Origin of the sequence: Acinetobacter genomosp. 15BJ (assembly GCF_000400715.1) — a bacterium.
Classification (GTDB): Bacteria; Pseudomonadota; Gammaproteobacteria; order Pseudomonadales; family Moraxellaceae; genus Acinetobacter.
Map to the genome: position 1 here is coordinate 133,233 of NZ_KE007349.1, position 19,773 is coordinate 153,005.

The 19,773-nt window shown below is 37.1% G+C and carries 13 protein-coding genes; all 13 read left to right on the top strand.

Features of this window, described 5'->3' with window-relative positions; genetic code table 11:
- The first annotated feature begins 60 nt into the window (after positions 1–60).
- Positions 61–930: an ABC-three component system protein gene (locus tag F896_RS03420; RefSeq protein ID WP_322783590.1), complete on the top strand. Its 870-nt coding sequence runs from the start codon at positions 61–63 to the stop codon at positions 928–930.
- Positions 923–1,603, top strand: coding sequence for an ABC-three component system middle component 1 (locus tag F896_RS03415; protein ID WP_005146753.1), 681 nt, complete (start codon positions 923–925; stop codon positions 1,601–1,603). The genes F896_RS03420 and F896_RS03415 overlap by 8 nt, the downstream gene beginning before the upstream one ends.
- Complete coding sequence (locus F896_RS03410; protein WP_005146752.1) at positions 1,560–3,899, top strand: ATP-binding protein; 2,340 nt, start codon at positions 1,560–1,562, stop codon at positions 3,897–3,899. The genes F896_RS03415 and F896_RS03410 overlap by 44 nt, the downstream gene beginning before the upstream one ends.
- Before the next feature lie 137 nt (positions 3,900–4,036).
- Positions 4,037–5,758: a site-specific DNA-methyltransferase gene (locus F896_RS03405; RefSeq protein ID WP_016164786.1), complete on the top strand. Its 1,722-nt coding sequence runs from the start codon at positions 4,037–4,039 to the stop codon at positions 5,756–5,758.
- A gap of 3 nt (positions 5,759–5,761) precedes the next feature.
- Positions 5,762–8,449: a DEAD/DEAH box helicase family protein gene (locus F896_RS03400; RefSeq protein ID WP_005146748.1), complete on the top strand. Its 2,688-nt coding sequence runs from the start codon at positions 5,762–5,764 to the stop codon at positions 8,447–8,449.
- Positions 8,450–8,473: 24 nt separating this feature from the next.
- Complete coding sequence (locus F896_RS03395) at positions 8,474–9,985, top strand: DUF6035 family protein (protein WP_005146747.1); 1,512 nt, start codon at positions 8,474–8,476, stop codon at positions 9,983–9,985.
- Positions 9,982–10,986 carry a Fic family protein gene (locus F896_RS03390; RefSeq protein ID WP_005146746.1) on the top strand — a complete coding sequence of 335 codons (1,005 nt, stop codon included), beginning with the start codon at positions 9,982–9,984 and terminating at the stop codon, positions 10,984–10,986. Before F896_RS03395 ends, F896_RS03390 begins: the two co-directional genes overlap by 4 nt.
- Before the next feature lie 182 nt (positions 10,987–11,168).
- On the top strand, positions 11,169–12,758 hold the full coding sequence (locus tag F896_RS03385; RefSeq protein ID WP_016164787.1) for a peptide chain release factor 3: 1,590 nt from the start codon (positions 11,169–11,171) through the stop codon (positions 12,756–12,758).
- A 142-nt stretch (positions 12,759–12,900) separates the two neighbouring features.
- Positions 12,901–13,728, top strand: a complete 828-nt coding sequence (locus F896_RS03380) for a hypothetical protein (RefSeq protein WP_016164788.1) — start codon at positions 12,901–12,903, stop codon at positions 13,726–13,728.
- 119 nt (positions 13,729–13,847) lie between these two features.
- Positions 13,848–14,759: an RsiV family protein gene (locus tag F896_RS03375; protein WP_016164789.1), complete on the top strand. Its 912-nt coding sequence runs from the start codon at positions 13,848–13,850 to the stop codon at positions 14,757–14,759.
- Positions 14,759–15,574 carry a TatD family hydrolase gene (locus tag F896_RS03370; RefSeq protein ID WP_016164790.1) on the top strand — a complete coding sequence of 272 codons (816 nt, stop codon included), beginning with the start codon at positions 14,759–14,761 and terminating at the stop codon, positions 15,572–15,574. The genes F896_RS03375 and F896_RS03370 overlap by 1 nt, the downstream gene beginning before the upstream one ends.
- 126 nt (positions 15,575–15,700) lie before the next feature.
- On the top strand, positions 15,701–18,457 hold the full coding sequence (gene acnA, locus F896_RS03365; protein WP_016164791.1) for an aconitate hydratase AcnA: 2,757 nt from the start codon (positions 15,701–15,703) through the stop codon (positions 18,455–18,457).
- A gap of 109 nt (positions 18,458–18,566) precedes the next feature.
- Positions 18,567–19,754: an MFS transporter gene (locus tag F896_RS03360; RefSeq protein ID WP_016164792.1), complete on the top strand. Its 1,188-nt coding sequence runs from the start codon at positions 18,567–18,569 to the stop codon at positions 19,752–19,754.
- The last annotated feature ends 19 nt before the right edge of the window (positions 19,755–19,773 follow it).

The following is a 19,773-nucleotide window of genomic DNA, read 5'->3' on the forward strand; positions in this document are numbered from 1 at the left end:
TTTTAAATGGCGAATCACTCTATTTATTGTGCTGTTGCTACATAATAGCGGAAAAAAGCAATAGTTGAATTTTATAAATATGATGAAGATTCTTATTGTAAATTAGATCGAATTGAGAGAGTAATTAAAGAAAAAATAGAAGAATATTTGAATAAGAATTCTTTGGAAAACTCTTTGCTACTTGTAGAGCAGAAATATCATTATTTATCAGAAATGATCACTTCAAAAGTTATTGAAATTCATTCCTTGATCCATCGGGGAACAAGTCAGAATAGAGCGGCCTATGAAAATACAATTGAAAGTGATTTAATTTTAGAAATTTTAATTACAGACTTTAATTTAGTACAGGATCTTCCATATGAGATGAGAAGATTGCGAAATCTTTTTGCTGATACTTTGGAAAATTATGTATGTGAGAGTAATGAATATTTTACAATACAACAAATAGGCTTATTTAATGAGGTTTTTAAGCATATTTATAAAATGGATGATGCAGATTTAGAATATATAAAACAATCTATCCGCTTATCATCTTCTGATCAAATAAGGAATGATGATGTAAGTACTTATGCTGAAATCATTACCGATATCTCAGCTAATATTGTATTAGTTGATCTTCCTCATTATTCTAAAGATTCAAAAAAATACTTACCTACAGCCTTGAAGTTGCAAGATAGACGTGCTGAATCATTTAAAGCTAAATTGATAGAACAACTTCGTAGTAATAATTTATTAGTAAAAATTTTATATGAGTACAATATTTTAATATCAGGTAGTGAGGTTCACAAAAATATTGAAATTAATGCTTATAATGACAGTGTGACACGAATCACTATCGATGAAAATAAAGCGGAAAATCATATATTGAAAGAGCTTCCTGTAAAAGTAATTTGTACACCTATAGCACAGAGCGAGTTGAATAATGCTTAAAAAAATTATGCATGAAGCTGTGATTGATTCAGGATTTATTTTGGAAAAATCGTTAGATAATACAGATTTTTTCATTAAAGAAAATGGTGAAGCTCAAAGGTACTTGATTGTACATGTCTTAGATCAATTATTATCTGTTGAAAGTATTCATGATCTCATTAATGAATCTCTTCCTGAAACATTGCAAAAACATCCTGCTTTTAAAAAAAATTGTGATTTAATTCTTATTTATAAAGTTGATTTTTTGAATGATTTTAATGGAATTGAAGAACAGATTTTAGAAATAGAAGAGAATCCGTATTATTTTAAAAAATATTTTTTCTATTATTCAGATGCTGAAGAAAAATTACTTCTTGGAAAGAATTATGGGGATTTTAAAAGTCAAATTAAGAAAATGGATGAGTTTGATGAGTACAAAAAAGACCCTCTAAAGCCTTCATTTCATAGCTTAGTTACAAGAGTGTTTATTAAATTTCCATTCTTAGAAATTCCGAAATTTAGTAAATCATTTCAAAATTTGTTTGATAGTGTAAGTGAAAAAGTAAATGTTGAAAATTTAGTAAAAACCTATGATTTTATTGGAAAATTTGAAGCAGATAGTATTGATGAGGTTATAGCGGAGTTATTAAATGAAGAATTGGAAAATATCAAAGCTTCAGATTCAAGCATTTAAGGCATTTACAAATATAGAATTTGATTTCAAAAAGTCTTCATTGATTACTTTAGAAGGTCCAAATGGGTATGGAAAAACATCTACCTTTGATGCTATTGAATTGCTATTTACGGGGAAAATATCCAGAATATCAGATCTTTATAAGCTTGTGATGGTTGAGACAAAAAAGAAGTTTAAAGATAATCTATATTGGAACAAAAAAGGTGGTGAGGTTGATTTAAAAATTAAAGTAGAGTTGATGAATGATCATGATGATGAAAAACTGTTTTTTGTTAGATTGGGGTTTGTCAATGATTTAAAAGTCGAAATTAATAATAAAGCTAATAATTTTGATATTTTTAGTTTATATAAATTAGATGATTTTAACTCTGAACCTACTGAGAATAAGTTAGAAAATAATTTTTTTGAACAGTTTTTTGGTGAAAGTTTTTGTTCTAACTATTCAATGTTAAATTATTTACACCAAGGTCAGAGTCAATTTATTTTTTCGAAAAAAATCACTGATCGTAAGAAGGCTTTGGAAGAACTAATAAAAACAACTGAAATAAAGAAACGTATTGATATTTGTAATAAAGTCGAAAGTAAATTAACAAAACAGGAAAAAGCACAAAAGGTAGAAATTGATGAGATAGATGCTAAGTTAAAAAATATCTTGGAAAAAAATATTTCTGAAAATGAATATGATGTTATATATAAAAAAATATCTACACAAAGAACATCCCCAAAATGGGATGATGAAGAAATTTTTTTACAAGAGGCTGATGTAAATTATAATAATTTTATAAAAGAAATTGATCTATTAATAGAGTGTTGTAAAAGAAAAGAAGATATACGCATAAGAAATCAAAATTCAGCTATTGAAAAATTTATCATTGATAATGATAGTTCTTTGTTGCTGCTTGTATCTATAGGTAAGCATATAAGTAATTTTGATAATCTTCAATTGATTAATAAAAGACTCTTAGAGGTTGATCAAGTTTTATTGATATTGGATAAGGATTTTAATGCTATTTCTCAAGAGGAAATTACAAAATTAAGTTCTTTAGGGGTGGTTATTTCAGATAAACTTAAAGAAAATATTATTGAGAAAGATAAGAAATTAGCATTGCTCTCAGAAAAAAAAGCGAAGTTATTAGAGCTTAATAAAATGCGAAAGGATTTATTTGAAAAACATAAGCAAAGTTTTGGTGAGGATGGAACTATATGCGCTTTATGTGGGATAGATTGGGGAAGTGTAGAAAAACTTATTGAAAATATAAGGGTGATTTCAGATTTATATTCAAAAGAAATTGGAAGTTCAACAGAAGATCTAAGTAAGGTCTATTTGATTATTTCTTCTGAGTTAAAGTTGATTAAAGAGTTATATATAAAAGAAAAAGATGCTTTTTTAAAAGATTTTAATATTAATTTGTTCACCAAATTAAATATAAGCCAAAACTTTTTTAAAACCTTGAACGGTTTGAGTTCTCGTCTTGAGAAAATGGCAATAAGTTATTCTTCTGAATATACAGATGATGATATTGAATTGGAAATTAGAAAAGATAAAATTATTTCTAATTTAAGAGGTTTAAAAAAAATAGAAGGGGATGTTCTACCTGTAGGGTGGGAGGAAGCTATAAGTGTAACTTTTGAGAAACATAAAGATTTCTATGACTTACTGGAAGATGATTTAAATCATAAGAAAAACTATGTAAATAAAAAGTTTAAAGACTTTAAGGATTTTGAACTTCAGCAGACGAAAAAATTGTTAAAGGAAAAGAGTGATTTATATAATGCAAACTTAAATGCAAAAGCTAAAATAATTAGGTTGAAAAAAACACTAATTGAAACTGAACGTGATTACTCTTCAAGAATTATCGCTAATATTGAATTAATATTTCATATCTATAGTGGGCGCTTAATACAAAATTATCAACGTGGTCTAGGACTGTTTATAGACTATGCAGAAGGGCAGCAAATTCGCTTCTGTACTGCGGAAAGTTCTGACCATGATGCGACACTAGCAATGAGTTCTGGTCAATTGGCTGCATTGAGTCTAGCTTTTTTCTTATCATTAAATAGAGTTTATTCCGAGAACTCTTTAGTTTTAATTGATGATCCTGTGCAATCCTTAGATGAAATCAATATTGCATCTTTAACTGACTTATTACGTTGCGAGTTAAAAGATAGGCAATTAATCATTTCCTCACACGAAGATGATATTTCTAGATATATGAGATATCGATTTGAACGGGCTGGTTTATCTCAGGTATCGATTCATATGCAGAGCCATAATACAGATAGTTTAATTCAATGAAACTAAAATAGACCAAATTGATTAGCACGTCAGAGGTTGTCACACTTATGAGAAGGCGTGAGTAAAAATCTAGGGTTGAGTCTTTTTAAAATGGTAATCTATGCCAATTGAGGAGTTTATGTTTTTGGGATTACTTAATGCCTACTTTAAATTGGATAGGAAAAGAAGCAGTTGAAAAGCACCATAAAGAAGTTCCTTATCGATTACTAGAACCTGTGGCTGGAGTTTCATGCAATGAGGATGAACAGGGCGGCAATCTTTTAGTTCAAGGGGATAACTTACATGCATTGAAGGCACTTTTACCACGCTATGCAGGAAAAGTTGATTGTATTTATATTGATCCTCCATATAACACTGGGAATGAAGGGTGGATCTATAATGACAATGTAAACAGTCCTGAGATCCGTAAGTGGTTAGGGGAGATTGTGGGGAAAGAGGGCGAAACGCTAGATCGACATGATCGTTGGTTATGTATGATGTATCCTCGACTATCTATGTTGAAAAGCTTTCTTAAGGAAGAAGGCGTAATTTTAATTTCAATAGATGATAATGAAGTAGCAAATTTACGTTTAATTATGGATGAAATTTGGGGTGTAAATAACTTTATATGTCAGTTAGTTTGGGAAAAAGGGAGAAAAAATGATGCAAAATATGTATCAGTAGGGCATGAATATATTCTTATTTACGCTCGAAATAAAAATAAACTCAAAGAGAAAAATATAAAATGGCGGGAGAAGAAACCTGGCGCTGATGAAATTCTTATAGAGCTAAATCGATTAAGAACGTTATACAAGAATGATTATGCTTCAATTGAAAAAGACCTATCCAAATTTTACAAAAATCTAGCGAAAGATCATCCTTCCAAAAAGCATTCAAGGTATTCCAAAGTTGATAACAAAGGAATTTGGCGTGATGACAATATGTCATGGCCAAAACCTGATGGGCCTAAATATAATGTTATTCATCCTGTTACAGGCTTACCTTGTGCTATTCCGCCGAATGGTTGGAGATATAGTACTTTAGAAAAAATGCAAGAACAGATAGGATTAGGAAAGGTTGTTTTTAGAGCGGATCATAGTGAGCCACCTATAAGAAAGACATACTTAATACAAACAGGTGAGGACGAATTTGATGATGAGTCCGCAGTGCAAGTTGCTGGAAGCTACTTTTATAGAAGTGCCTTACAGGCAAAAAATGAATTGAGAGATATTTTTAAAACAGAAATTTTTGATTATCCAAAAGATAGTGATGTTTTAGCAAGATGGATAGATTATGTGACTCCAAAAGATGGGTTAGTGCTGGATAGCTTTGCGGGTTCGGGTACAACAGCACATGCAGTATTAAAACTCAATGCAAATTTTGGAAGTAATAGAAAGTTTATTTTAGTTGAAATGGATAAAAATATTGCTACAAAAGTCACTTTTGAAAGAATTAAAAGAGTAACTAAAGGTTATATAAATAGGAATGGGGAAGATATAGAAGGGTTGGGTAGTAGTTTTCAATTCTGTAAGCTTTCACAAGAACCATTGTTTAATGCCAGTGGTCATATACGCAATGATGTTTCATTCTCGCAATTGGCTGAATTTGTATGGTTTTGTGAAACAGGTACGGGCTATACAGGAAAAGCGGACTCTCCTTTACTGGGAATTTATGAAGGTCGTGCAATTTATCTACTTTATAATGGAATTTTAAAAGATCTTACCGAACAAGGTGGCAATATTCTTACAAAGCAAGTATTTGATGTTCTTCCGAAGTTTGAAGGAGTTAAAGTGATTTATGCGGCTGCTAATCGTTTAGGGGGCAAGGCTAAACGTGAAAATATTGTATTTAAACAAACACCATATGCTTTAGAGGTTTAAGCTATGACTGCGTATATTGCTAAAGAATATCAAGATCAAGTATTAGACAGTGTAAAAGCGTATTTTCAAGTCTGTCATGAGTTTGCAAACGCATCTACGGCCTTTTATGTGACTACAGAACGATTGTGGGGTAAGGGGCAAACCTATAATGCATTAAATGGGTTTAATAGTGAGATGCCTTATTTTTGTTTACGTGTGCCGACGGGTGGGGGAAAGACATGGTTGGCAAGTAAAAGTGTAGCACTAATAAATAAACATTTTTTGAGAGTAGCTCAAAGTATCATCTTGTGGTTAGTTCCAAGTAAGACGATACGTGAACAAACTATTACTGCTTTAAAAAATAAACAGCATCCATATTCATCAGCATTACGTGAAGCAGGTGAAGTCACAGTCATGGATATTGAAGAAGCAAAAAGCATTACTCGTTCAACGCTTTTAACTTCAACAGTTGTTATTGTTGCTACACGCCAAGCTTTTCAAGTAGAAGAAGAAGAAAGTAGAAAAGTTTATCAAAATAATGGTGCGCTAATGCATCATTTTGAGCATCTAACAGAAGAACAAAAGTCAGAATTATTAACAGAGGGAGAAGGGAGTGATCTAATAGTTCCAAATTCTTTAGCTAACGTTCTTAGATTACATCGCCCTTTTATTATTGTTGATGAAGCACATAATAGTCGTACTGAACTTGCTTTTGATATGTTAGCTCGTTTTAAGCCAAGTGGCATTATGGAGCTTACAGCAACACCAGATACAGTGAGAACTCCAACCAATGTTTTACATAGCGTCTCTGCTGCTGAATTAAAAGCAGAACAAATGATTAAATTGCCGATTGTTTTAGAAACAGAATCAAATTGGCAACAATGCTTAGCATATGCGATTCATAAAAGAGAGTCTTTAGAACATATAGCGTTAGAAGAACAGAGACAGGGTTTTGAATATCTGAGACCGATAGTACTTATTCAGGCTGAAGCAAAAAGTAAAGTTCGTGAAACATTGGATATTTATGCTGTACTTAATGAACTAGAAAATAATCAGAATATTCCAAGAGAGCAGATCGCTCTTGCTACAGGAGATGAGAAAGAACTTGAAGAAATTACAGCAAAATATCCTAAAGGAATTTTAGATAAGGCTTGTAAAATTAAGTATGTAATTACTCAAAAAGCTTTAGCTGAGGGTTGGGATTGCCCATTTGCTTATATTTTAGTGAGTATGGCTTCTGTGCAATCAAGTACAGCAGTTGAGCAATTATTAGGGCGTATTCTTAGACAGCCAAATGCATCACATAGACAGAGTGAACAGTTAAATCAATCTTATGCTTATGTTGTATCAAAAAGTTTTTCTGACACAGCTGAAACTTTGAGAGATAGCCTAGTTGAAGGGGCTGGTTTTGATACTAAAGAAGCGGCTGAATTTGTTAAAGCAGGTACGGGTGAGCAAGCTCGTTTGGACTTTGGAAATTCTAAAATTATTGTGAAACCAATAACAATTCCGTTACCTGAAAAGCCAGATTTAAAGTCTGTTACACCTACGGTAAAAAAGAAAGTAGAATGGAATAATAAAACCAATGAATTGACGATTATTACCCCGTTGACTAAAGAAGAGACTGTGGAACTAACGAAAACTGTTTCACAACTAGAGTCAGTGCAGCAGATTGAGAAAGGGGCCGAGGTTAGCCGTCAATCTATCGAATATTTTCAGACACCTGCGGAATTGGGTAAAGAGCTTAAAGTCCCACTATTAGCATTATCGGTTCAGGGCGAGCTTCAATTATTTGATGATCCAGAAGTTCTTGAATATCCTTGGAATTTAACAACAGTAGATGCAAAAGTTTTGCATGATGATATTTCAATTTTAAATTCAGCTTATGCTTCAAATGATTTTGGAACTTTAGATATTGATGAGACTAAAGGTAAGGTAAAAGTTACTTTTCTTCCAAAACTTCAGAGAGATTTAGGTTTGGTGTATAAACCTGAAAATTGGGATGAAGTCAAATTAGCAACTTGGTTATGTAAGAATATCTTAGAAGAATCATTAACTCATGAGGCTAAACGAAATTTTGTTCTTGCGTGGCTAAATGATTTGTTAAGTAAAGATGATTTTGATTTGGCTCGAACAAATACTCAGAAATATATAATTCGTCAGTTGATTGAAAAAAGAATTAATATTTTACGAAAGGAAGCTGTTAATGATGCTTACCAAAATTTCTTATTTGGCAATGATGAGCTTCATCAAATAACAGTCTCAAACGAACAAGAATATCAGTTTAATTTCCATCCAAATGTTTATGCACCTTCTCGCGATGATAATGGTGAATACGGATATTATACATTTAACAAACATTACTATGGCCGTATTGGGGCTTTTGATAGTGGTGAAGAGTTTGCTTGTGCATGTTGGTTGGATCAGCAAGCAGTTAAAGGAAATATTGAGTTTTGGGTGAGAAACTTAGTTCGTAAAGAAGGCTGTTCTTTTTACTTGCAAAAGGGAAATGGTCGCTTCTATCCAGATTTTATATGTAAACTACCTAATGGAAAAATTTTAGTGGTTGAATATAAAGGGGCTGATAAGTGGGAAGCTGCTAAGGATGATCGCCAAATTGGGGAGCTATGGGCTAATTTATCAGAAGGACAATGTAAATTTATTATGATTAAAGATAAGCGCTTCGATCTGATTGAGAGCTTGTTAAGCTAATTTAAGTAATAGTTGGGAGAGTACATGAAGTTAATTCATATCATTGATACCGATCAAAATATGTGGATTGATGTTGATGTATTCTTTCAACAATCTGAAATGGAACTTACACAATGGCGTAGTCAAATAAGGGAGCAATATAAAAGGAATAAAACCAAGCCTCATTTTACATGTGCTTGGTGTCAATCACCTGTAACCCTCGCTAGACGTACAGATCACATGCAGATCAACACTTCGGCAACATTCTTTTTCAGACATATTCCTGAGTTGGAAAATACCCCAAACTTCAAGTGTCCTGTAAAGCATATTAAACAGCTATCGGAGCAAGAAAAAACTGCTTTAAAGTATCAGATTGCGAAAGAAACCCAACTACATAAATTGCTAAAAGAGAATATATATAAGAGTCTACAAGTAGATGAATCTTTTAGTGATATTCATATTGAACAAGTTCGTAAAAGCATTGACCTAAAGCAATGGCGTAGACCAGATGTATCTTCGTTATATAAAAAGCAATTAGTTGTTTTTGAAGGACAACTTTCTACAACTTTTTTGAATGTCATTATTGATCGTAAGATTTTTTATCAAGATAACAATGCTTGCCTACTATGGATTTTCAATCATTTTGAGCCGACTGAAAAAGCGAAGAAGCAGTCAATGCAAGATATTTACTACAACAATAATGCAAATGCATTTGTAGTGAATGCCTCTACAGTTGCTCAGTCAATTCAAACAAAAGCTTTTACTTTAGAGTGTCATTATTTAAAGCCTGAAATAAAGAATAATCAAATCATTAATCAGTGGAATACTGAGTTTGTCGAATTCCAAAACTTAGTTCAGAACGAAGCTACAAAGCAAATATACTTTTTTGATTATGAAGCTGAATATCGAAAGTTAAAGCAAAAATTAGGCTTACGGCATAGTTATTTACAAGAGAGTAAGAATCAAAAAGATAAACTAAAAGTTCAGAAATATATCGAATCACTAGAACAGGTTGATCTTGAAACAAAAGTTCCATCAAAAACTAAATCTGAATTATTGGCGGAATTTACTGAGCTATGGGTAAAAACTCATTATCTTACCGATAGTCAATTCAACCTTCAGTGGTTCTCTATTCGTAAAGAGCTTGAACTAATGGGAATTAGTACACCCAAATACCTTTTACATGCACCCTATAAAACAGTGGTTAACTCAATTTTAAGTGCAAAATTTGGCTATGCAGTTGGTAATAATATTAACGATATGGTAAGTGTAGCTCATAACTTAATGGAACATCATCCAGCTTACATTAAGCATTTTATGCTTACTTTAAAAGTAACTGGAAAACCTAACTTATTGAATGAGAGAGATAGTTCGGGTAAATGGAAAGAACGCTATAAAAAATATACCCAACAGTCAGAGGATGCCAAAATTTATAATCATGATTTAAATCAATTTATTGAGTTTTTAGTACCTGAGTTTGAAGGACGTTTGATTTCTTGGGGGGAAGGTAGTACACCTTATTCTAACGCACAATTTGGCGGAGTAAGCCAAAAATGAAATACCAACCGCCTTATACCATCACATCAAAAATCATCCATCTAATTGCACAGATCAGTGAGAATATAGGGCGTTTGACTGTTTTAGAGGAAATCCAAGACAATCTAAAACTTCGTAAAGCCAATCGTATCCGTACCATTCAAGGCTCACTAGCAATAGAAGGAAATACTCTCAGTACTGAACAAATCACAGCGATCCTTAATGGTAAGACAGTAATTGCACCTCCGAAAGAAGTACAGGAAGTTCGTAACGCAATCAAAGCCTATGAAGCTTTTCAGCAGTGGCAACCAAGCCAAGAATCAGACTTATTACAAGCGCATCAAATTTTAATGACAGGCTTGATTGATGAAGTCGGTCAATATCGTCATGGTGGTGTTGGTGTGATGTCAGGTAATCGAGTGGTGCATATGGCTCCACCTGCGAATCAGATTAACCGTTTGATGGCTGATTTACTTGATTGGTTGAATGACAGCGATATACATCCACTGATTCAAAGCTCAGTCTTCCACTATGAGTTTGAGTTTATCCATCCATTTGCGGACGGCAATGGTCGAATGGGAAGGCTATGGCAAACTTTAATATTAAGCAGATGGAACCCAATCTTTGCTAATATTCCAGTTGAGAGTTTGATTCATCAAAATCAGAAAGCCTACTATGAGGCTTTGCAAACAAGTACCGATCGGACTGATTCAGCACCATTTATTGAATATATTTTGCAGATGATCTTAGATGCAATCCTGAGTTCAAATGATACCGCTCAAGATAGCGATCATGTTACCGCTCAAGTTGACGTACAAGTGAGCGACCAAGTTCAGCGTTTAATTTCGGCAATGAAGCAAGAAGACTACACTTTGGCTGAATTGATGCAATTGGTTGGATTAACTCATCGAGCAACGTTCCAAAAGAATTACTTGAATCCTGCTATAGAAGCAAATTTGATTGAGCGTACAATCCCAAATAAGCCGAAAAGTCCGAAGCAAAGGTATAGATTGAGTTTATAAAACTAAGTGGTTCCGTAGGTGCCCAAACGATGGCTCAATTCCCCAAGCCACTGGATTACCAACTATGCCTATATAACTCTAAATCTGCTACAATTACGCCAATTTTGAATTCCCACTTTTTTCAGTTTTGGTACATATTTAGAAATGTGTACATAACTGTGTACATATTGTAGATTTTTCTCATGTTTAAAGATGAATTAGCTAATCAGGTAAAGGTTCGTAGAACCTTTGCTATTATTTCCCACCCCGATGCGGGTAAGACCACCATGACAGAAAAACTGTTGTTATGGGGTAAGGCGATTCAGGTTGCAGGCATGGTAAAAAGCCGTAAGTCTGACCGTTCAGCAACATCTGACTGGATGGAAATGGAAAAAGAACGTGGGATCTCGATTACCACGTCAGTCATGCAGTTCCCTTATAAAAAGCACACGATTAACTTACTCGACACGCCGGGACATGAAGATTTCTCGGAAGATACCTATCGTACCTTGACCGCAGTTGACTCAGCCTTGATGGTCATCGATGGTGCTAAGGGTGTCGAAGAACGTACCATTAAATTGATGGAAGTGTGTCGTATGCGCGACACACCAATCATTTCATTTGTGAACAAAATGGACCGTGAAATTCGCGAGCCTTTAGAACTGCTCGACGAAATTGAAAATGTCTTGAATATCCGTTGTGTGCCAATTACATGGCCTTTAGGTATGGGGCGTGACTTTGCAGGTGTCTATAACCTGCTTGAAAACAAACTTTATGTTTACAAAGCAGGTTTTGGTTCAACCATTACTGATATCGAAGTGCGTGATGGTTATGACTATGCTGATATTCGTGAAAAAGTTGGTGAGTTGGCGTGGGCGTCTTTTGAAGAATCACTTGAATTGGTGCAAATGGCAAATGAACCACTCGACCGTGAGTTATTCTTGCAAGGTAAACAAACCCCTGTATTGTTCGGTACAGCATTAGGTAACTTTGCGGTTGACCATGTCTTGGATACATTTATTAATTGGGCGCCAGAGCCGAAGGCACATCCAACTCAAGAACGTATTGTAGATGCCAATGAAGAAGGTTTCACAGGCTTCGTGTTTAAAATCCAAGCCAATATGGACCCGAAACACCGTGACCGTATTGCCTTTATGCGTATTTGCTCAGGTAAATATGAAAAAGGCTTGAAAATGAATCATGTACGTATCGGTAAAGATGTCCGTATCAGTGATGCATTGACTTTCCTTGCGGGCGAGCGTGAGCATTTGGAAGAAGCTTGGCCGGGTGACATCATTGGTCTACATAACCACGGTACCATCCAGATTGGCGATACCTTTACCAGCGGTGAAGATCTACATTTCACTGGTATTCCACACTTCGCTCCTGAAATGTTCCGTCGCGTTCGCTTAAAAGATCCTTTGAAATCGAAGCAGTTGCAAAAAGGTTTGAAAGAATTATCTGAAGAAGGTGCAACACAGGTCTTCATGCCACAGATCAGTAACGACCTGATTGTGGGTGCAGTGGGTGTGTTACAGTTCGATGTGGTCGCTTATCGCTTAAAAGAAGAATATAAAGTGGACTGTATTTATGAGCCAGTCAGTGTGCATACGGTTCGTTGGGTGCATTGTGATGACGAAAAGATCCTGAATGAGTTTAAGAAAAAAGCGCATGATCAACTTTCAGTTGATGGCGGTGGTCACTTAACTTATCTTGCACCAAGTCGCGTAAACTTGCAGTTGATGCAAGAACGCTGGCCAGACATTCAGTTCCGTAACACACGAGAACACTAGAATCTCCCTTGCGGAGCTTTAACGCTCCTCACTCATCTTTATAAAAGAGGGACTTTTTCACGAGTCTATAACTATTTAGATTCGTGATGCTCCTCCCTTTTATAAAGGGAGGTTGGGAGGGATTAAAATAAAGGATGATGCAATGAACACTTTAAAACCACTTTTAGCTGTCAGTATGATGATTGGCATGATGGCTTTAACGGCATGTGATCATCCGAATAAAAATGAAAGCACTGCAGAGCAGACCAAAGAACAGGCTGCGTCATCGGTCGAAAAAGCTGATGTTCTTCCTTACTTAAATATGAAAGAAGCTAAGGCTGATTACGCCTTGCCATTTTGTGAAAAAAAGAACTGTATTGATGTCGATATTCAAACCATTAAAACCCAAGATGAATGGCTCAATGCGTGGATTGCCAAGAATCAGGCCAATGTGATTCAGCAACAAATTGAACAGAATAAAAATCTGACTCTACAACAGGCGATTAATGCCTATGTGAAAAAGTCAGATGAATGGCAGGATAAATACTCCAAGAATAAAGCCTATGAGCTTCATCTCAGCACGCGTATTGCCTCACAGCGTAATCAATATGTGTTGTTGCAAGTGGGTGTGGATACACAACAAGAAGATATTGCAGTGAAAGATCGTTTCTACTTTTTTGTGGCAGATCGTAAGTTGCAAAAGAGTGTTAGCGTTTTGGATGTGATTCAGAAAAATCAGCAAAATGCCTTAAACCAGATTATTCAAAGCCACTATCAAACATGGGTAGACAAGCAATCGGCAGAAGTGAAAAAGCAGGTGCCGAAAAAATTATATTGGGGACAGGCAGATTGGTTCTTTGATGGTGAGGGTATTGGATTACATTATCGTGCCAATGAAATTAGTAAGGATGCACCACAGTTGGATATTTATTTGACCACTGAACAAAGTAAACAGATGCTTCAAGCTGAAATTTACCAGCAAATGTTCTAATCGGGTTGAGTACAAGATTTTTGAGATTCGTATAGAAATTGCATGCACTGCTAGCGGTTTTGTATGAAGTTCGATAGCATTTAAAAATCTTGTGTAATAACAATGCTGATAGGTTTTAAATGAAAACAATTGCTAAATACAGCGTGCTTGCTTGTGCAATTCTACTTGCTGCTTGCCAACCGAAATCAGAACCTAAAGAATCACAGGATAAACCGACAGATCCACCAGTACAGCAAACTGCTGAGCCGATTTTGCGTGGTGAAACGGTGAAGCTACAGGTGACGCTACCTGAATGTAAAGGTAATACCTGCCCAGATTTTACCGTTGAACGATTACAAAGTAATTTCCCATTCATTGACCAGTTACTGGATCAGCAGATTCTCGATCAACTGAGTAAAATGCTCGATGTCGTTGATGCCGATGCTTCGGCAGCATCTACAGCAAAAACGACTGAGCAAAAAACAGGTTTAGATGCACAGGCACAGGACTATGCCAATGCCTTTGTTAAAATAGATGATGAGTTAAAAGCGCTGAGTAGTAGTCATCAGATCAGCTTGATGGTTAAGCCTAAGATTTTGCAACCGAAAGGTAAGCTGGCAACCGTAGTATTGAATAGCAGCAGTTATTTGGGTGGAGCACATGGTTCAACCTCACAACGCTACTATAACTTTGATTTAGCGAACCAAAAACAGATTCAATTACATGACCTATTATTGCCGAAGCAAAAGGCAACTTTAGACAAACTGGCGCATGAAGCATTTAAAGCGTGGATTATCGACTCTAAACTTGCAACTGATCCGAAAGAATATGAACAGGCTTGGCCATTCCAAGTCACCGATAATTTCTTATTGGGTGAGCAGGGTTTAATCCTGCAATATGGCGAATATGACATTGGTCCTTATGTCGTCGGTTTACCGCGTTTAGTGATTCCATTTAGTGAATTGCAGGGTGTATTAAAACCTGAATATTTACCAAAAATTGATACGCCAGCAGCATCTACGCCTGCTGCAAGTACCCCAAGTCAAAGTTAATGCAACTGTTCGATACCCATACCCATTTTGATGTTGCCGATTTTGATCATGATCGGCAACAACTGGCTGAGCAAGCAAAACGGGTTGGGGTCGATGCTTTGGTGTTAATCGGTTTTGTTGAGTCACGATTCGATGAACTGATCCATACCCATCAACAATTACAAATGTGGGACAAGGTGCCGACCTCTTATCTGGCGCCTGGCTTACATCCATTTTATATTGAGCAACATCAGCCAGAACATTTACAGCAGCTTGAACAAGTCTTACAGCAACATGACTGTGTGGCTGTAGGTGAAATCGGTTTAGATACTTTTTTAAAACAGCATAAACAGCCCGAACTGTTTGCCAAGCAACAACATTATTTTATTGAGCAATTGGCATTGGCAACACAGTATCAAAAGCCTGTGTTATTGCATATCCGTAAGGCGCATGCAGAAAGCATTGCCATTTTAAAAGCACAAAAATTCAAATTAGGCGGAATTGCTCACGCATTTAGTGGTGGGGTCGAAGAAGCCAAAGCCTTGGTTAAACTGGGCTTTAAAATCGGGGTGACAGGACAAATCACCAATCCGAATGCCAAAAAATTGCATCAAGTGGTACAAGCGATAGGCAGTGAAAACTTGGTGATTGAAACGGATTGTCCTGATATGACGCCGTTGTGTTGCCAAACGTCGACCGAGCATCGTACACGTAATACACCAGTCAATCTTCCTTATGTATTAGAAAGTTTGGCACAAACTCTTGATCAGCCTGAGTTACAGCTTGCCGCAAGATTATGGCAAAACTCATTGGCCGCATTAAGATTAGAATTTTAGAATAATAAGAAAATAATCTTGTTAAAAATAAGATACTAAAAGGGAACATATCTATCTCTAAACAGGGGTACATTAAAGAAAGAAATTCATAATAAACAAATCAGCCAATACTGGGAGGGTAACCTTATGGCCAGATATAGCAAAATCAATAGTTTCAATGCTTTAAAAAAACTCACCGTCGGTTCGACATCCTATCAAATCTATAGTTTAGCGCGAGCAGCTGAAACTCTTGGCAATATTGATAAATTGCCAAAGTCTTTAAAGGTTTTGCTAGAAAATTTACTGCGTTTTGAAGATCAAAAAAGTGTAAAAGTAGAGCATATTCAGGCCTTGGTCGATTGGCAGAAAACCAAAAGTTCTGATCAGGAAATTCAGTATCGCCCTGCACGGGTGTTAATGCAGGATTTCACCGGTGTTCCTGCAGTGGTCGATCTGGCTGCGATGCGTGCCGCAATGTCTCAAGCAGGCGGTGATCCTAATCTGATTAATCCTTTGTCACCCGTCGATTTAGTCATTGACCATTCGGTGATGGTCGACCATTTTGCCGATGAAAATGCCTTTGCCGAGAACGTTGAAATAGAAATGCAGCGTAATGGTGAGCGTTATCAATTCCTACGTTGGGGTCAATCTGCGTTTAATAATTTTAGTGTTGTGCCACCCGGTACAGGCATTTGCCACCAAGTCAATTTAGAGTATTTGGCGCAAGCGGTATGGCTTGGGGAAGATGAAGGCCAAACCTTTGCTTTTCCAGACACTTTGGTTGGAACAGACTCACATACCACCATGATCAATGGACTGGGAGTTTTAGGCTGGGGGGTGGGTGGTATTGAAGCCGAAGCAGCTATGCTCGGGCAACCTGTATCAATGTTGATTCCAGAAGTGATTGGATTCAAGCTCACAGGCAAGTTGAATGAAGGCATTACTGCAACCGATTTGGTGCTTACCATTACTCAGATGCTGCGTCAAAAAGGCGTGGTGGGTAAATTCGTTGAATTTTATGGCGATGGTTTGGCTGATTTACCATTGGCTGATCGCGCGACCATTGCGAATATGGCACCTGAATATGGGGCAACTTGTGGTTTCTTCCCGATTGATGATGTGACATTGGGATATTTAGCCCTGACAGGACGCAAACAAGAACGTATTGATTTAGTGGAAGCCTATAGTAAAGAACAGGGCTTGTGGCGCCATACAGGCGATGAGCCGATTTTTACCGATACATTGAGTTTGGATATGGGGACTGTTCAGGCAAGTTTGGCAGGGCCAAAACGTCCACAAGATCGGGTTTTGTTAGGCGATGTTCCGAAAACGTTTAATGCGTTGATGGAACTGAATCTCAAACCAGCCAAAGAAGCCAAAGAGCGTTTGGAGAACGAAGGCGGCGGAGGTACGGCTGTTGAAGCCAAGAAAGCGAATTTAGCGCATGAAGAACCCTCTTGCACCATTGAAGGTAAATCTTACCCATTGAATCATGGGGATGTGGTGATCTCGGCGATTACCTCATGTACTAATACTTCTAATCCAAGTGTCATGCTGGCAGCTGGTTTGCTGGCGAAAAAGGCTATTGAAAAAGGCTTACAACGTAAACCTTGGGTGAAAAGCTCATTGGCGCCAGGTTCTAAAGTGGTCACTGATTATTTGGCTGCGGCAGGTTTAACGCCGTACTTGGATGAGTTGGGTTATAACTTGGTCGGTTATGGTTGTACCACCTGTATTGGTAACTCTGGGCCTTTACCTGAACCGATTGAAGAAGCAATCCAATGCCATGATCTGAATGTGGCTTCGGTGCTTTCAGGTAACCGTAACTTTGAGGGACGTGTTCATCCATTGGTAAAAACCAACTGGTTGGCTTCACCGCCACTGGTGGTGGCTTATGGCTTGGCGGGGAATATCCGTACTGATTTAACCACACAACCGATTGGACAAGACCAAAATGGACAAGATGTTTATTTGAAAGATATTTGGCCAAGTCAGTTTGAAATTGATCAAGTACTGCAAAAAGTGAATACTGACATGTTCCATAAAGAATATGCAGCGGTGTTTGACGGTGATGCAACTTGGCAGGCGATCCAGATTCCACAAAGCCAAACCTATGCTTGGCAGGATAATTCGACTTATATTCGCCATCCGCCATTTTTTGAGGAAATTAATCAGCCTCCGAAAGCCATTACCAATATTGAACAGGCACGTATTTTGGCTGTGTTGGGCGACTCAGTCACCACCGATCATATTTCTCCGGCAGGAAATATCAAAAAAGACAGCCCAGCAGGACGCTATTTACAGCAGCAGGGGGTTGAGCCGAAAGACTTCAACTCCTACGGCTCTCGACGCGGTAACCATGAAGTGATGATGCGCGGGACTTTTGCCAATATCCGAATCAAGAATGAAATGCTGGGTGGGGAAGAAGGTGGAAATACCATTTTCATTCCAACGGGTGAAAAGCAGGCCATCTATGATGCATCCATGCTGTACCAGCAACAGCAAACTCCATTGGTGATTATTGCCGGTAAGGAATATGGAACGGGTTCGTCACGAGACTGGGCTGCAAAAGGGACCAATCTCTTAGGCGTTAAAGCGGTCATTGCTGAAAGTTTTGAACGGATTCACCGTTCTAATTTGGTTGGCATGGGCGTATTGCCATTACAGTTTGTGGATGGGCAAACACGTCAATCCCTGAAACTCACTGGCCGTGAAGTACTCTCGATTCATGGACTATCTGATGATATCCAACCGCATCAAACGTTAGATATTCAGGTGCTACGAGAAGATGGCAGTCAAGACCAATTTAAAGTGTTGTGCCGCATTGATACGCTAAATGAGGTGGAATACTTTAAAGCAGGCGGTATTTTGCATTATGTATTACGCAATCTGATTGCTGCATAAACGAGACTCTCTCTAAAAAAAGATGAAAGCTGGTCTTTCATCTTTTTTTGTTTGAATTTCAAGCATTCAGCGTTAAGGTAGTCAGGCCCGATTAAATTGGATAAAGGCTTTGAATCAGTTACCTCGCTATGTTTATTATCTTTTGGTTGCACAGGCCTTTAACCTCATTGCCGCAGTGTTGTCAGTGACGGTATCTGCAATCGTTGGCTTGAAATTAGCACCCACTCAGGCGCTCGCTACAGTCCCTTATGGTTTGCAGTTTTTAGCGATGCTACTGACCACCTTTATTTTTTCAATTTTGATGAAAAAGCTCGGACGGCATTTGGTATTTCAATTTGGCTGCGTCTGCCTTTTCTTTGCTGGTGTTCTCGGTTATTTAGCCCTACAGCAGCAACAATTTTACTTATTGTGCCTGAGCCATTTTTCACTGGGTTTATTTATCTCAACTGCGAATTTTTATCGCTTTGCTGCCTCTGATCGGCTGGCAACAGATTTAATTCCGAAAGCCACCGCGATGGTTATTTCTGGTGGTGTGGTCGCTGCGGTGATTGCACCGATGTTGGCAATTCAGTTTCAACAGGTACAAGGCTTACCTGATTTTACTGCGATCTATTTAATTTTTAGCCTCTTGGCCTTGCTACTCTCTCCGATCCTGTATTTGTGGAATCAAAAGTTTCAAGTACAACAAACCCAGCAAATAGAGACTGCATCCATTCAGCGTGCCAAATTACCGAGCACTTTGATTATCGCTGCGGTGATCAGCGGTGCATTTGCCTACTATATTATGAATGTCATGATGATTATGTCCTCCTTGCATCTCAAGGAACACCACTCATTTCATTATGCTTCGTTCTCGATTCAGTTACATGTGTTGGCGATGTTTATTCCATCCTTCTTTGTCTCTAAACTGATTCAAAAATGGGGCACATACACCACGATTTATGTTGGCTTTGCTTTGCTGATGCTATCGTCCCTGATTCCTATGTTTGGCCAAGTTGGAATCTATATTAACGTTGCTTTGATCGTTCTGGGGGTGGGCTGGAATTTTGCTTATTCAGGTGCATCAACCTTGTTAGCAGGTCTTAACGAGCAGCAAAAACATCGTGTCCAAGGCATCAATGAAACAGGAATTGCTTTGTTTGCAACTTTGGGGGCATTTTTACCTGCACCGATTTTGAGTAACCTCGGATGGATCAATGCAAATCTATTGGCTTTATGCATGAGCCTGATGGTTTTTATCTTGTTGGTTATTTTAATTCGTCGAGATCAACCACCAAGTAAAGTTTCACTGGGCTAACCTAAAACAAGTTAAACAC